The organism is Pseudomonas syringae, assembly GCF_023278085.1.
Taxonomy (GTDB): domain Bacteria; phylum Pseudomonadota; class Gammaproteobacteria; order Pseudomonadales; family Pseudomonadaceae; genus Aquipseudomonas; species Aquipseudomonas syringae_Q.
The window spans coordinates 636,118-649,802 of the sequence record NZ_CP066265.1; the positions used below are offsets into that span (position 1 = coordinate 636,118).

At 56.6% G+C, this 13,685-nt stretch carries 16 protein-coding genes; 4 read left to right on the forward strand and 12 right to left on the reverse strand.

What is annotated here, in order from left to right; all coding sequences use genetic code 11:
- Positions 1 to 16 precede the first annotated feature (16 nt).
- From dxs to yghU, 6 genes are all read right to left on the reverse strand, one after another.
- Complete coding sequence (gene dxs / locus I9H07_RS03000; protein WP_236424505.1) at positions 17 to 1,912, reverse strand: 1-deoxy-D-xylulose-5-phosphate synthase; 1,896 nt, start codon at positions 1,910 to 1,912, stop codon at positions 17 to 19.
- Positions 1,913 to 2,071: 159 nt separating this feature from the next.
- A complete protein-coding gene (locus tag I9H07_RS03005; protein ID WP_058391968.1) occupies positions 2,072 to 2,959 on the reverse strand; it encodes a polyprenyl synthetase family protein in 888 nt (295 codons plus the stop codon).
- Positions 2,956 to 3,201 (reverse strand): exodeoxyribonuclease VII small subunit, encoded by a 246-nt coding sequence (locus tag I9H07_RS03010; protein WP_003379121.1) that lies wholly within the window; start codon positions 3,199 to 3,201, stop codon positions 2,956 to 2,958. Before I9H07_RS03010 ends, I9H07_RS03005 begins: the two co-directional genes overlap by 4 nt.
- Positions 3,202 to 3,303: 102 nt before the next feature.
- Complete coding sequence (metC, locus tag I9H07_RS03015) at positions 3,304 to 4,470, reverse strand: cystathionine beta-lyase (RefSeq protein WP_058824039.1); 1,167 nt, start codon at positions 4,468 to 4,470, stop codon at positions 3,304 to 3,306.
- Between the two features lie 64 nt (positions 4,471 to 4,534).
- The gene (locus I9H07_RS03020; protein ID WP_236424503.1) at positions 4,535 to 5,554 is read right to left on the reverse strand and encodes a PDDEXK nuclease domain-containing protein; all 1,020 of its coding nucleotides are present in this window, start codon (positions 5,552 to 5,554) and stop codon (positions 4,535 to 4,537) included.
- A 196-nt stretch (positions 5,555 to 5,750) separates the two neighbouring features.
- Positions 5,751 to 6,593, reverse strand: a complete 843-nt coding sequence (gene yghU, locus I9H07_RS03025) for a glutathione-dependent disulfide-bond oxidoreductase (RefSeq protein WP_024675304.1) — start codon at positions 6,591 to 6,593, stop codon at positions 5,751 to 5,753.
- Between the two features lie 178 nt (positions 6,594 to 6,771).
- On the opposite strand from yghU, the gene I9H07_RS03030 reads away from it, so the two are divergent.
- Together I9H07_RS03030 and I9H07_RS03035 are read left to right on the forward strand one after the other, a co-directional pair.
- Complete coding sequence (locus I9H07_RS03030; RefSeq protein WP_024675303.1) at positions 6,772 to 7,548, forward strand: ABC transporter permease; 777 nt, start codon at positions 6,772 to 6,774, stop codon at positions 7,546 to 7,548.
- The gene (locus I9H07_RS03035) at positions 7,545 to 8,249 is read left to right on the forward strand and encodes an ABC transporter ATP-binding protein (RefSeq protein ID WP_024675302.1); all 705 of its coding nucleotides are present in this window, start codon (positions 7,545 to 7,547) and stop codon (positions 8,247 to 8,249) included. The genes I9H07_RS03030 and I9H07_RS03035 overlap by 4 nt, the downstream gene beginning before the upstream one ends.
- 56 nt (positions 8,250 to 8,305) lie before the next feature.
- Here the strand turns inward: I9H07_RS03035 and I9H07_RS03040 are convergent, their stop codons facing one another.
- A complete protein-coding gene (locus tag I9H07_RS03040; protein WP_024675301.1) occupies positions 8,306 to 8,578 on the reverse strand; it encodes a helix-turn-helix domain-containing protein in 273 nt (90 codons plus the stop codon).
- A gap of 16 nt (positions 8,579 to 8,594) precedes the next feature.
- Positions 8,595 to 8,840 (reverse strand): helix-turn-helix domain-containing protein, encoded by a 246-nt coding sequence (locus I9H07_RS03045; protein ID WP_024675300.1) that lies wholly within the window; start codon positions 8,838 to 8,840, stop codon positions 8,595 to 8,597.
- Between the two features lie 121 nt (positions 8,841 to 8,961).
- Here I9H07_RS03045 and I9H07_RS03050 point away from each other — a divergent pair, with 121 nt between their 5' ends.
- Together I9H07_RS03050 and I9H07_RS03055 are read left to right on the forward strand one after the other, a co-directional pair.
- Positions 8,962 to 9,333, forward strand: coding sequence for a hypothetical protein (locus I9H07_RS03050; protein WP_058824041.1), 372 nt, complete (start codon positions 8,962 to 8,964; stop codon positions 9,331 to 9,333).
- A 281-nt stretch (positions 9,334 to 9,614) separates the two neighbouring features.
- The gene (locus tag I9H07_RS03055) at positions 9,615 to 10,727 is read left to right on the forward strand and encodes an endonuclease NucS domain-containing protein (protein WP_058824044.1); all 1,113 of its coding nucleotides are present in this window, start codon (positions 9,615 to 9,617) and stop codon (positions 10,725 to 10,727) included.
- A gap of 95 nt (positions 10,728 to 10,822) precedes the next feature.
- On the opposite strand, the gene I9H07_RS03060 is transcribed toward I9H07_RS03055, so the two are convergent.
- The 4 genes from I9H07_RS03060 to ppa form a co-directional block, all read right to left on the reverse strand.
- Positions 10,823 to 11,104, reverse strand: a complete 282-nt coding sequence (locus I9H07_RS03060) for a M48 metallopeptidase family protein (RefSeq protein ID WP_327194205.1) — start codon at positions 11,102 to 11,104, stop codon at positions 10,823 to 10,825.
- Positions 10,989 to 11,660: an integrase arm-type DNA-binding domain-containing protein gene (locus I9H07_RS03065; protein WP_235591737.1), complete on the reverse strand. Its 672-nt coding sequence runs from the start codon at positions 11,658 to 11,660 to the stop codon at positions 10,989 to 10,991. The genes I9H07_RS03060 and I9H07_RS03065 overlap by 116 nt, the downstream gene beginning before the upstream one ends.
- A gap of 327 nt (positions 11,661 to 11,987) precedes the next feature.
- Entirely contained in the window at positions 11,988 to 12,719 is a 732-nt protein-coding gene (locus I9H07_RS03070) for a LexA family transcriptional regulator (RefSeq protein WP_024646187.1), read from the reverse strand.
- A 362-nt stretch (positions 12,720 to 13,081) separates the two neighbouring features.
- A complete protein-coding gene (gene ppa, locus I9H07_RS03075; RefSeq protein ID WP_003379107.1) occupies positions 13,082 to 13,609 on the reverse strand; it encodes an inorganic diphosphatase in 528 nt (175 codons plus the stop codon).
- Positions 13,610 to 13,685: the final 76 nt, after the last annotated feature.

Consider the following 13,685-nt stretch of genomic DNA (forward strand, 5'->3'; position numbering starts at 1 on the left):
GAGGTGTGCGGGCGTATCAGCCAATCAACACCAATCGCTCATTGATCGCTGCTTCAATCCCTTCTGCATTCAGCCCGCATTCGGCCAGCATCTGTGCGGGTTTGGCATGCTCGACATAAACGTCCGGCAAGCCCAGGTGCAGCACTGACTTGAGGATGTTGGCGCGGGCCAGAAACTCGCTGACCGCCGCACCGGCACCGCCCATCACTGCATTCTCTTCCAGGGTGACCAGCAGTTCGTGATTAGCGGCTGCTTCGCGCACCAGTGTCTCGTCCAGCGGTTTGACGAAGCGCATGTCGATAACGGTCGCATCCAGCTTCTCGGCAACCACCATGGCCTCGGTCAGTTGCACACCGAACACCAGTATCGCAATACCCTGGCCTTGTCGACGCACGACGCCCTTGCCGATTTCGACCGGGTCGAGGTCGGCATCAATCAGCGCATTCGGGCCTGTGCCACGCGGGTAGCGCACTGCCGCAGGTCCGTTGTGCCGGTAGCCGGTGCTGAGCAACTTGCGCAGCTCGTTTTCATCACTCGGTGTCATCACAACGATGCCAGGGATGCAGCGCAGGAAAGACAGATCGAAGCTGCCCGCGTGAGTCGGGCCGTCTTCGCCGACCAGGCCGGCGCGGTCGATGGCGAACAGCACGTCGAGGTTCTGCACCGCGACGTCATGCACCAATTGGTCGTAACCACGTTGCAGGAAGGTCGAGTAGATCGCGACAACCGGCTTGCTGCCTTCGCACGCCATACCCGCCGCCAGTGTCACAGCGTGCTGTTCGGCGATGGCGACGTCGAAGTAGCGCTCGGGGAAGCGCTCGCTGAACGCCACCAGATCCGAGCCTTCCTTCATGGCAGGCGTAATGCCCACCAGTCGAGCGTCGGCTTCAGCCATGTCGCAGATCCACTGGCCGAACACGCCGGAATACTTCGGCGCACTGACTTTCTTCTGAACATTGACCGGCGCATTCACTGGTTCAAGCTTGGTGATTGCGTGGTAGCCAATCGGGTCGACTTCTGCCGGAGCGAAGCCCTTGCCTTTCTTGGTCACAACGTGCAAAAACTGCGGGCCTTTCAAATCACGCATGTTGCGCAACGTGGCGATGAGCGTCGGCAGATCGTGGCCGTCGATAGGGCCAATGTAATTCCAGCCCAGCTCTTCGAAAAGCGTACCGGGGACCAGCATGCCCTTGGCGTACTCTTCGGTGCGCCGCGCGATTTCCCACGCACCCGGCAGGCGCGAGAGCACCTTCTTGCTGCCTTCACGCATGCTGGTATATGTGCGGCTGGAAAGAATCTTGGCCAGATAGTTCGACAGCCCGCCGACGTTGCGCGAGATCGACATGTCGTTGTCATTGAGAATGACCAGCATGTTGGCCGCCACTTCCGGCGCGTGGTTCAGCGCCTCGAACGCCATGCCGGCAGTCAGCGCGCCGTCGCCGATGACCGCGATGGATTTACGCTCGCTGCCTTGCAGGCGCGAGGCAATCGCCATGCCCAGCGCAGCACTGATCGACGTGCTGGAATGGCCGACGCCAAAGGTGTCGTATTCACTCTCGCTACGGCGCGGGAAAGCGGCAACACCGTCCTTCTGACGCAGCGTGGACATGCGCGCACGACGGCCGGTCAGGATTTTGTGCGGATATGCCTGGTGACCCACGTCCCACACCAGACGATCGTCTGGCGTATCGAACACGTAATGCAGGGCAATGGTCAGCTCGATGACCCCAAGGCCGGCACCGAAATGCCCGCCGGTCTGGCCAACGGAATACAGCAATTCCAGGCGCAGTTCATCGGCCAGGGTTTCCAGCTCGGCTTCACCCAGACGGCGCAGGCCTTCCGGTGTGTCAGCACGGTCGAGCAGCGGAGTAACCGGGCGCTCGCGGGGGATGTCTTTGAACGTCGTGGGCATCAGGCGAATCGTTATAAGTAAAAGAGGCGGCAGTTTACCTTATGCATCGCACGCTGCCCATGAAGTGAGTCGGCGGATAGTCCGTCTGCTCACACGCTTGGTGACTGAGACCTGATGAACCCGGGTTGATTCACCGTAATTCCGGTTCCGTTCAGGGCTTCAGTGGCGGCGTTCCACGATGTAGCGCGCCAGCTCGCGTAATGGCTCGGCCGTGGTGCCGAAGTCAGCCAGAGCGTCCAGTGCCTGATCGCGCAATTCCAGGGCATAGCCCTTGGCCGCTTCCAGCCCGATCAGCGCGGGGTAGGTCGGCTTGTCACGCGCTATATCCGCGCCTTGGCGTTTGCCAAGCGTTGCGGTATCGCTTTCGACGTCGAGAATGTCGTCCTGGACCTGAAAGGCCAGACCGATTGCGCGCGCATAAACCTGCAAGGCATCCAGCCGGGTCTGATCCGACTGCCCGCTGGCCAGCGCGCCAAGCCTGACGCTGGCTTCGATCAGCGCACCGGTCTTGTGGCGATGCATGTATTCCAGCGCGGCCTGATCCAGCTTCAGCCCTACCGAGCCCAGATCAATCGCCTGCCCGCCCACCATTCCCGCAGGGCCAGCGGCGGTAGCCAATGTGCTGACCATCTGCAAACGGGTCTCGGCATCGCGTGAAGTGAGGTGCGGGGCGAGCAGGGCGGTGAACGCCAGGCTTTGCAGGCCGTCGCCGGCGAGGATCGCGCAGGCTTCATCGAATGCCTTGTGTGTGGTGGGCTGGCCGCGACGCAGATCGTCATCGTCCATTGCTGGCAAATCGTCGTGTACCAGCGAATAGGCATGGATCAGCTCAACCGCGCAGGCCGCACCGTTGGCGTCTTCGGCCACACCACCCAACGCTTCGCAGGCCGCATAGGCGAGCAATGGACGCACGCGCTTGCCGCCGTTCATCACGCTGTAGCGCATGGCTTTATAGAGGCGCGTCAGCTCAGGGCTCGGTGCCTGAAACAGACCCTCAAGCGCAGCGTTTACGCGAACCTGGCTTTGCGCCTGATAGCTCGCGATCATTCGGGGAGTTCCGCATCGTCGAACGGCTCTTCGGTCAGCTCACCGTCGCGTTCCAGCAGTACCTGAACCTTCTGCTCGGCCTGGGTGAGGGCACTCTGGCAATCGCGGGTCAGGCGTACACCTTGCTCGAAGGCGGTCAGAGAGTCTTCCAGAGACAATTCGCCATTCTCCAGGCGCTCTACCAGCGCTTGCAGATCAGCGAGGGACTGTTCGAAATCCAGTGCAGCTTTCTTGCGGGCCATGGGGGCATTTCCGGTAGAGGTTAAACCGCGCGACACTAGCAGAGCGGCGGCCCTGGGGCAAATCAAGGCGATGGATCTGTGTCATTGCAGTGGCTGGCAGGATCAACCCGCGGCAAACCCGTTCTGCAGGTCGGCGATCAGATCTTCCGGGCTTTCGAGGCCAATCTGCAAGCGCAGCATCGGGCCTGCGCCCCGGTCGGGGCCGTGCTGTTCGATCTCGGTGACCAGGCTTTCAAAACCGCCCCAGGAATAGCCGATCCCGAACAACTTCAATGCACTGACAAAGCGATCCAGCACCTGCCGATCAGCCGTTTTGAATTCGAAGCTGAGCAGGCCGTTGCAACCATGAAAGTCGCGCTTCCAGATCGCGTGGCCCGGATCATCCGGCAACGCGGGATAAAGCACGCGAGCGACCTGAGGCTGGCCCTGTAGCCATTGTGCCACCTGCATCGCATGCCGTTCGTGCATGGCCATGCGCGCGGCCAGACTGCGTGCGCCGCGCAGCACCAGATAGGCATCATCGGGGCTGACGGTATTGCCTACGGCGGTATTCATGGTCTTGAGGGTTTGCCAGTGGTTTTCGGTGGTGCTGACGCTGCCCATCATCACATCCGAATGCCCGGCCACGTACTTGGTCAGCGCCATCAGCGAAATGTCCGCACCCAGCTCAAGAGGCTTGTACAACACCCCGGAGCCCCAGGAGTTATCCACAGCCAGCAGCAGATTTTTCGCTTTGCACAGTTGCGACAGGGCGGGCAGGTCGCACATATCAAAGGTCAGCGAGCCCGGTACTTCAGCGTAGATCATCCGTGTGTTGGCTTTGATCATGGATTCCACGTCACTGCCATCGGCGGCATAGAAGTCGAATTGAATGTCGAACGCCTTCAGCAGGGTGTTCGCCAGTCGTCGCACCGGGCCATAGACCGATTCGGTGAGCAGTACATGATCGCCGGGGCGCAAAAAAGATTGAAACATCTGCGCGACGGCGGCAAGCCCTGTCGGGTAAAGGCAGGTGCCGTGAGCGCCTTCAAGTTCGGAGACCAGATCCTGCAAGGCAAACGCCGTCGGGTTGCCATTCGCACCGTAAGTCAGCGAACGCTCCGGCCCTTTGGTGCGCATCTCGGCTTCGCGCAAGCTGTCCAGGCTGTCGAACAGCACGGTGCTGATGCGCACCACCGGCGGATTGACCGCCAGCCCCGGCCCGCTACTTGCGCTACGGCCGCGTTGCGACAGGGCAGTGTGGGCGCGAGGGTCTTTGCTGTGCGGCATGTAGGGCTCCGGAAAGTGACGGCGTTATCTGGCAAGCGTAATGCATCCGTGCGGTTGTCAGGTATTACTGATCGTCCTTCGCGATGTCCAGGGCATAGAACTCATGCAGCTTGGCTTGCAACAATTGTCGGTCCGGCAATCGGGTCTGGTATTCGGCTATCAGCGCAGGCGATAACGAACGGTTCAGCGCGTATTCGACCACCTCATCGTTTTTGCTGGCGCACAGCAGCACGCCAATGGCCGGGTTTTCATGGGGTTTGCGCTCAGTCTGGTCCAGTGCTTCCAGATAGAAGTTCAGCTTGCCCAGGTATTCTGGCTCAAAGCGTCCTACCTTGAGTTCGATGGCCACAAGGCAGTTGAGGCCACGATGGAAAAACAGCAGGTCCAGCGCGAAATCCTGGCCACCCACCTGTACCGGGTACTCGGAGCCGACAAAACAGAAGTCACGGCCCAGCTCGATCAGAAAGTCCCTCAGGCGCTGCAGCAACCCGCGATGCAGGTCCGCTTCGGCATGGCCCACAGGCAGCTCCAGAAATTCCACCATGTAGGCGTCGCGGAACACATCCAGTGCGGCCGGTCGGGTTTCCCTGAGTATGGCCGAGGCTTTGGCGGGCTGGGTGACAGTGCGCTCGAACAAGGCAGTCTTGAACTGGCGTTCCAGTTCGCGCTTTGACCACTTTTCCTGGCTCGCCATTTTTAAGTAGAACTCACGCTCTTCAGGGCGTTTGCTCTGGCTGAAAATGATCAGATTGTGGGACCAGGATAATTGTCGCACCAGTGGCGCGACTTTCTCTTCAGCGCGGTAAATTTCATAGAACTGACGCATACGAAACAGATTACTACGCGTAAAACCGCGCAGCCCCGGCTGGGTCTTGGCCAGATGCTCGGCAAGCTGGCTGACCACCGCGTCACCCCACTCGGCGTTTTCAATCTTGCGGCTGATATAAGCGCCGACTTGCCAGTAGAGTTCGATCAGACGGGTGTTGACGGCTTGTGCAGCTTGCTGCCGAGCGCCCTGAATCATTGCGAGCACTTCATCAAAGCGATCGTTGACCGGAGCTGGCGGTGCGTCAGGAGTACTCATACTGCAAGTACTCCATTGCGTGGCAACCCGGCAGGCAGAGTAAGGGTCAGGTGGATAATTCCTGGATTCACGTGAGCGCGTCCTTGAACAGTCAATGAGGGCGGCTACTTTACGTGCGGATTACTCCTGGTAGATCCAGATTTTCAGCTGGGTTTGTGACATCAGGTTTCTGTTTGCGGAGACCTTGACTTACGCCTCACTTATCCAGATCAGACGCGTCATGCCGCTCTGGGACCTGATCCGCTTCCTCGCCCCAGGTGCGATTGACCTTCTGGCCTTTTACTACTGCCGGGCGTGCTGCGATTTCTTCCGTCCAGCGGATCACGTTCGGATATTCGTGTACCGACAGAAACTCGGCCGCCGAATAAACCTTGTTCTGCACCAATGCGCCGTACCAGGGCCAGACCGCGATGTCGGCGATTGTGTAGGTGTCGCCGGCCAGATAGCGGTGTTCGGCAAGGCGACGGTCCAGCACATCCAGTTGACGCTTGGCCTCCATGGCAAAGCGATTGATGGGGTATTCGAGCTTCTCGGGCGCGTAAGCATAAAAATGCCCGAACCCGCCGCCCAGATACGGCGCAGCGCCCATCTGCCAGAACAGCCAGTTCAGCGTCTCTGTACGCCCCGCCGGATCGGCTGGCAGAAAACTGGAAAACTTTTCTGCCAGGTACAGCAAGATCGAACCGGACTCGAACACCCGCACCGGCTTCTCATGGCTGCGGTCCAGCAATGCCGGGATCTTGGAATTGGGATTGATCTCGACAAACCCGCTGGAAAACTGATCGCCCTCGGAGATGCGGATCAGCCAGGCATCGTACTCAGCACCGCTGTGCCCAAGCGCCAGCAGTTCCTCCAGCATGATCGTGACCTTCACACCGTTCGGCGTGGCCAGCGAGTAAAGCTGCAGCGGGTGCTTGCCGACGGGCAATTGCTTTTCATGCGTAGGGCCGGCCACGGGTCGGTTGGTACTGGCGAACTTGCCGCCCGATGGCGCTTCATGCTGCCAGACCTTTGGCGGGGTGTAAGGGGTATCAGTCATGGGGAGCCTCGCTTGTTCAAGGATGATCGCTGGCAGAGGTATTTTGCTGGATCAGGAGTTTGTGGAATATTCCTACAATAATCAAGGCGTTGTCCTATAGCTGTCTCTCACCAAAAAGAGGGAATATGTGGGAGCTGCGTAAAGTTACAAAGCTTTCTCTTAAAGGCTGGACAAAAGTATGTCGTCATTTTGCAGTACAGGCATCACCAAGTGGCGTGATCTGGTCATTAATCTGGTTTCCAAGGAAATAAAGATACGCTACATGGGCGCTACACTGGGTTTTGTGTGGTCGCTGGGTAATCCGCTGGTCGTTACACTCACCTACTACACTGTTTTTACTTATCTCCTGCCAAGCAGTCAGGATCGTTTCGCGCTTCATCTGGTGACAGGCATCGTTCACTGGATGCTCTTGACGCAAATAGTTTCACAAAGTGGTGAATGGCTCATCAATAATGGAAATCTCATTCGGAAACTACGTTTTCCGCGGATACTGTTGCCAATATCCGGGGCGCTGGCGATAGGCGTATTCTGGTTGGGCTGCATGGTAGTGTATATGTCACTGTTTACCCTGCTGGGCGGTGTTTTTACACGTGCCATGCTTTTTTATCCGATTGTGCTGCTGGCGTTCATGTCCCTGATCATGGGCGTGGGTCTGACGCTTAGTGTCATTCAGATAACCGTGCGGGATGCCAGACACTTTATCGACGTATTTTTACCGCTGTTGTTCTGGTTGACACCAATTGTATGGGTCAGCTCTTCGCTGCCTGACGGCATCGCCAGCATCGCGGCTTATAACCCCGTCGCCCTGTACTTCAACAGCTTCAGCAGCATTCTGCATGCCGGCGTCGTTCCGGATACCCGTGATCTTGTGCTGTGCGTGCTGCTGGGGGCCGCATCGCTTCTGATAGGGCTCGCCATGTTCAGAAAAGTGGATCGCGTGGTGGAGTACTTATGAGCAATGTCGTGATCAAGGCAGAACATCTCACCAAACAGTTCGTTCTTCGCCACAACAGAGGGGGCTTGAAGCAAAAGTTTCTGAGTCTGTTTGAGGCCCGGCACCGTGAGCGCATCGAGAATTTTACCGCTGTAAGTGATGTTTCGTTCACCTTGTGCAAAGGGGAATCACTGGCGCTCGTGGGGCACAATGGTTCAGGTAAAAGCACGTTATTGCAACTGGTTTCGCGAATTCTTATTCCTACCAGCGGGCGTTTGACAACGGTCGGTCGCGTAGCACCTCTTATCGAAATCGGTGTGGGTTTTCATCCTGAACTGACGGGTGAAGAAAATATTTACCTGAATGCCAGCCTGTTCGGATTGAATAACAAGGAAATACGTTCTCGCTTTAACGAGATCGTTGATTTCTCGGGGTTGGGAAACTTCATTGATACGCCGGTAAAAAACTATTCATCGGGCATGTACATGAGGCTTGGGTTTTCCGTGGCCGTCCATGTAGAGCCACAGACGTTACTGGCTGATGAGGTCCTTGCCGTGGGTGATGAAGAGTTCAAGCGCAAGTGCCACGAGCGCATTCGGTGTATGCAAGAGGACGGAATGGCTTTGATTCTCGTGACTCACGAAGTCAAAGAGGGCATGGAGTTTTGCCAGCGATACCTGACGCTTGAGCGAGGTCAGATGATTGAACATGGTAGTTATTAGTCGCGTCGGGTGTATAGCGTGAAGGCTGATTTTTACGCCAGGCGCCGGTTTCTAATTCATGCTTCCCTCGAGCGTTCGTTCAGCAGATTAAGCAAGCGCTCCTGGCTCATCGAGGCTTGCTTCACATAACAGGACATCAGCAGTTCCAGCGGGTGAATTCCGATTCTGGTTGCAAGCTGATCAAGTTTCTCAAGCGTCGGGCTCTTCAACCCGCGCTCGATTTCAGACAGGTATGTCCGGCCACTGACGCCGACAAAATCCTCCTGCGTGAGGCCCTTTGCTTCGCGCGCCTCCTTTAACGCTGCTCCGACTGCTTTGCTCAGATCCATTGCGCCACCACGGGGGTTAATCATGACTGGGCATAGCTTCAAGCTTGTTCAGCAACGCATACGCATCAGCCCCGAGCCCCCGACAGACATCCATGAACTCAATCACATCGAGCCTGCGCTCGGCGTTCTCGGTTTTCGAAACAAAGGACTGCGGTCGCCCGAGCTTTGCGGCCAACTCTTTTTGCGTCATGCCGGCCGCATTGCGTGCCTCCAGCAGAAGATCAAGCAGCGCCTGGTAGCGATCGTTATGAATGGTTTTCAAGGAGGTGCGCCGTCTGAGAGATCCGGCTACTTAAATAAACCTGATTTGGGATTATCCCAAAATAGGTTTCTCGTTTAAGATGCTTGCCTCAAGGATGTACGCACAGGCTCACGGAGGTCACATGAAAACCAGAAAGTCGCAGTTGCTCCGCCGTAGAAATCTCTATCTGGGCCTTTCGTATGAGCGAAGCCCATGCAGGCAATGTTTGGCCTTGCAGCGTCGACAAAATGTCGGCTCGTCTATTCCGCAAACCGAAGCCCCGACCAAACTCCAAGTCGTCAGCGCGATGTACGCCTACCTCATGACCAGTTGGGAAGAATTGCCTGAACAGAACAAGCGTGCGCTTGGTTTTGATTCAGTCGTGGGCGGCGAAGAGGAGGAGGCCGCGCTGAATCGATTGGCGGGACTTTTTATGGAGTATGCAGATGTTTCGTTGCGCAGGGCGCTGGAAGCGCGGCGGAGGAGGTTGGGGCCGGTGGGATCGACAGCCTGATGATTTTTCTGAATCAGTTAAAAGAGGAGACCAGTCATGGACAATGAAATGAAGCAGTCTCAGAAGGACTTACTGGATTTAGTACGCAGACCTTGCCGCGCATGGCCAGCCAGATCCATGAAGCGCTTTGGATTAAGCTGGGAGCATTGGTTGTGTCAGTGCACCCTGATCAGGATCAGGATCAGCAACTGCGTTGCGACCGCCCATTAAAAAACCGGGTTGTGGTTAGCTTTTTATCAGTTCATCGTAGCTTACACATAATCCAGGCGAGGACACGCGGCGTGCCGATCAAGACGGACGTTTGGACTGTCGGCATCATGCCGACCAGATTGTTGCAAAGCAAGCTCGCAACCGAGCAGTTGCTAGAAGACATGATCGTAAATGCACCTAGCATCCTATCGGATGAATGGATGCTTATAGGGAGACAAGAAAGCACTGGCATGGGCGGGCGAATCGATTTGCTAGCCATAGCACCTGACGGTGCGCTAGTGCTGATTGAACTCAAGCGTGACCGCACCGCCCGGGAAGTGGTTGCCCAAGCACTTGACTACGCAGTTTGGGTTGAAAGCCTTCGCGGTGATGAGATTGGCGCTATTTACAAGCGATTTCGACCTGGTTGTACCTTGGACGACGACTTTCGTGAGCGCTTCGGCCGCGCTTTGGACGATGAGGAGTTGAACAAAAGCCATCAGCTCATAATTGTTGCGACTGAATTGGATGCCAGCAGTGAGCGCATCGTTGCATACCTCAGTGAGCGGGATATCCCAATCAATGTTCTGTGTTTTCAGGTTTTTCAATCAGGTGGTCAGCAACTACTGAGCCGTTCTTGGTTGCTCGACCCTGTCCAGACTCAGGTCAATGCGGTGTCGGCGGGTGGGGGGCACAATGAACCTTGGAATGGCGAATTCTATTGTTCGTTCGGAGATTCCACTTCCCGCTCTTGGGAGGATGCTGTTGAGTTTGGCTTCATCTCCGGCGGCGGAGGTGCCTGGTACAGTCGAACCCTTCAATTGCTTTCACCAGGGGATCGAGTTTGGGTAAATATTCCCCAGCAAGGCTACGTCGGTGTCGGTCGCGTTCTTGGATCGTCCGCACCTGCGGCGGACTTCACTGTCATGCATAACGGAGTTGAGGTACCGGTGCTTGAAGTCGCTACCCGCGCAAACTATCACGCCGAGTTTGTCGACGATCCTGAACGCTGTGATCACTTTGTATCAATCGAATGGCTTCAAACGGTGTCGATAACTCAAGCGGTACGGGAGGTTGGAATGTTCGGAAACCAGAACACAATTTGCCGTCCCACCACACCAAAATGGCGGTGGACGATCGAACGGCTGAAGCATCGCTTCCCTCGTTATGATGATATTGACTCGGAAAAAGCGACAGTTGGGTAGTTGTAATTAGTGGCCCGGTAACTCGTTTTGCGGGCAATGTAGTCGTGAATGGCCCAGCCAGCCCGCTTTAAATTCCCTCTACCTCAATCCCATGCTCAGCCGGCCATTCCGTGCGCTATGCATAATCGGGCATGGCGCTCGAGCCGTAGCCAGAACTCTGGGATGTGGTGCGGTTCGTGCAGATGGATCATTTCGTGGACCACGACGTATTCGGCGATGCGCTTGGGCAACAGGATGCTTTTCCAGCGCAGATACAGAATTTTACCTTTGAAGCATGAGCCCCAGCGATAGCCAAGATCCTCCACCCGTCCCCTGTTGGGGGAAACGTCCATACGTCTTTGGTACTCCTCTGCCCATGGCAAGCCAGTTACCGGCATGCAGGCTGTACCAGCGAATAAAGTGCTCCCTTGCCTCTGGCAACTGGCTGCGTGGCAGCAAAAAGCGTTCCCCCGTCAGTTTCAAGGGCGCGTCCTGCTCGTCGACCAGCTTGAGCCTGCAACTGCGGCCGAGGTAAAGGAAGCCTTCACCATCCACATATTCCTTGGTAGGCACGGCACGCAGCAGGCGTTCCTCCTCGGCCGCCCCTTGCGTCAGTTCTCGGCGCTCAGCTTCCCGTTGAGCGGCTTGTTCAGCTTGTCGTTTTGCGAGTGGGTCAATGCCTTTGAGAATCTGGGCTTTGTTTTCATAGGCGGCAGCGCGGGCCTTTTTTAGATCGAGATGCGGGTAGCCACCCAATCCCATCTCTCGTTGTTTGCCGTGTAGCTTAAACCGCAGCACCCAGTTATTTCGCCCCGTAGCTTTGACGATAAGGCGCAGCCCATTACCGTCTTCGTAGGTGCTTGGCTCGTTTACATTTTCGACATGCTTTGCGGTCAGCTGCCCATCTTTTCGGCCCTCTGATCCCCCACTTGACTGTGGAAGACGATGGATCAAAACGGAAGTCACAGGAAAAAAATAGGCTGAAACCCCTGATCTAGCAAGGCTCTCGCGGATTTTGGTAGATGAGAATAGCTTTCAAAAAGACATTAAAAAGCCGGCTTGTGGCCGGCTTCTCGTAGGCGATTCCTATCTATTTTTGATAAACCGCAATCGCCTTCAACAGATGCGCCCCTAAAGAAGCGCGAATAGATAACAGAGCAATCGGATCAAATGCCCCATTCCAGCCCCCGCCGCTCAACGGCGCCGGGCGCTTCGGATGCCGCACAGGATACTAAACCTCTTCGCCAATGCCCAGCCTAAATCCCCTGCACACAAAGCCCCTCACAACAGCAACATCGCATTACGCCGGCTGTTCAGTGTCGACCACCAAAATATCCAGCCGAGCACCCGGATTTTCTCTCGGTCGATATCTTCTGCACTGAATACTTCGTCCGGGTACTCGGCGTCGTTGTGGCTGCGCAGGCGCAGGCCGCCGTTGGGGAGGCGGTAGAGGTAGCGGACGCGCAGGATGCCGCCGTGTTCGAGGGCGTAGATTTCGCCGTCGATGATTTGCGTCAGTTCACGGTCGACGCCGAGGATGGAGCCGTCCTGGATCTTGTCGGCCATGCTGTTGCCGACCATGGCGACGCACATGCAGTTTTTCGGGTCGATGCCCATGGTTTGCAGGACTTGCAGAGGCAAGCGGATTTTCTGTCCGGGGGCTTCGGCCAAGACGGTTTTGCCGACGCCGTGGGGCGATTCGACCTCTGTGAAGATCTGAACTTCCACGTCTCCGCGCAGGACGTTTCTGCTTTGCTGGATAACCATTCGGGTATCGCCGCCGGTGTTTTCATTGGCGGGTTCATTGGGGTGTTTGGGGCCCTCGCCGGTGCGCAGCCAGCGGGCGTTAACGGTTAATAATTCAGCCACCTCGTCAATGCGGGCCATGGGCACGCCGCGTTTGAACCAGTTGTTGACGTGTTGCGGCGTGATTTTGCGGTTGGCGGCAAAATCAGTCGCGGTGAGGTGGCACTCCCGAAGGAGGATGCGGAGTCGATCGCCTGATGTATTCATGGGGCGAAGTCTACGGGCGTCGCCTGGGCGTTTAAATGAACGAGGTGTTGAGGTCGACGTTATCCCAAGGGGGTGACGGCTACCCGGACTACGGACGGAATGAATGTCGTGTAGGTCAGTTCCGTAATAGCGATTTTTTGATTAAACGCGGCATCAGGCGTTTACCCCGGCTATACGGGCATTAACGGACTGTTTATTGAATGGTTAAAAGTCGAGTGCGTTTTTAAACAAGCGATTGGTAAATAAATGTTACGGGAATATTTCAGAATCGGCTTCGAGCGGGGGGAGAGGGAGCTGATAGCGGGGAGGGAGCGTGTTTCAGGGGGCTTGCCTGCAAGCACCCTGAAACACTGGATCGGTGATCAGCCTTTGAACGCTTCAACCGATTTCATGATCTCGGCGCGGGCAGCGTCAGCATTGCCCCAACCTTCGATCTTCACCCATTTGCCTTTTTCGAGATCCTTGTAGTTCTCGAAGAAGTGCTTGATCTGCTCAAGCAGCAGCGGTGGCAGGTCGGTGTACTCTTTCACGTCGACGTACAGCTGGGACAGCTTGTCGTGCGGTACTGCGATGACTTTGGCATCGCCGCCGCCATCGTCAGTCATGTGCAGGATGCCGACCGGGCGTGCGCGGATGACCGAGCCTGGGGTAACCGGGTAAGGGGTCACTACCAGCACATCCAGCGGGTCGCCGTCGTCAGCCAGGGTGTTGGGGATGAAACCGTAGTTGGCCGGGTAGAACATCGGGGTGGCCATGAAACGGTCAACGAACAGGCAATCGGTGTCTTTGTCGATTTCGTATTTGATCGGCGCGTGGTTGGCCGGGATTTCGATCGCGACGTAGATGTCGTTCGGCAGGTCTTTACCTGCCGGAATCTTGCTGTAGCTCATTGGGCATTGCCCCCCTGGTTGAACAGACAGATTGTGGCGCGAACCGCCGTAAAGTGGTCCGGATTATAGGCATATT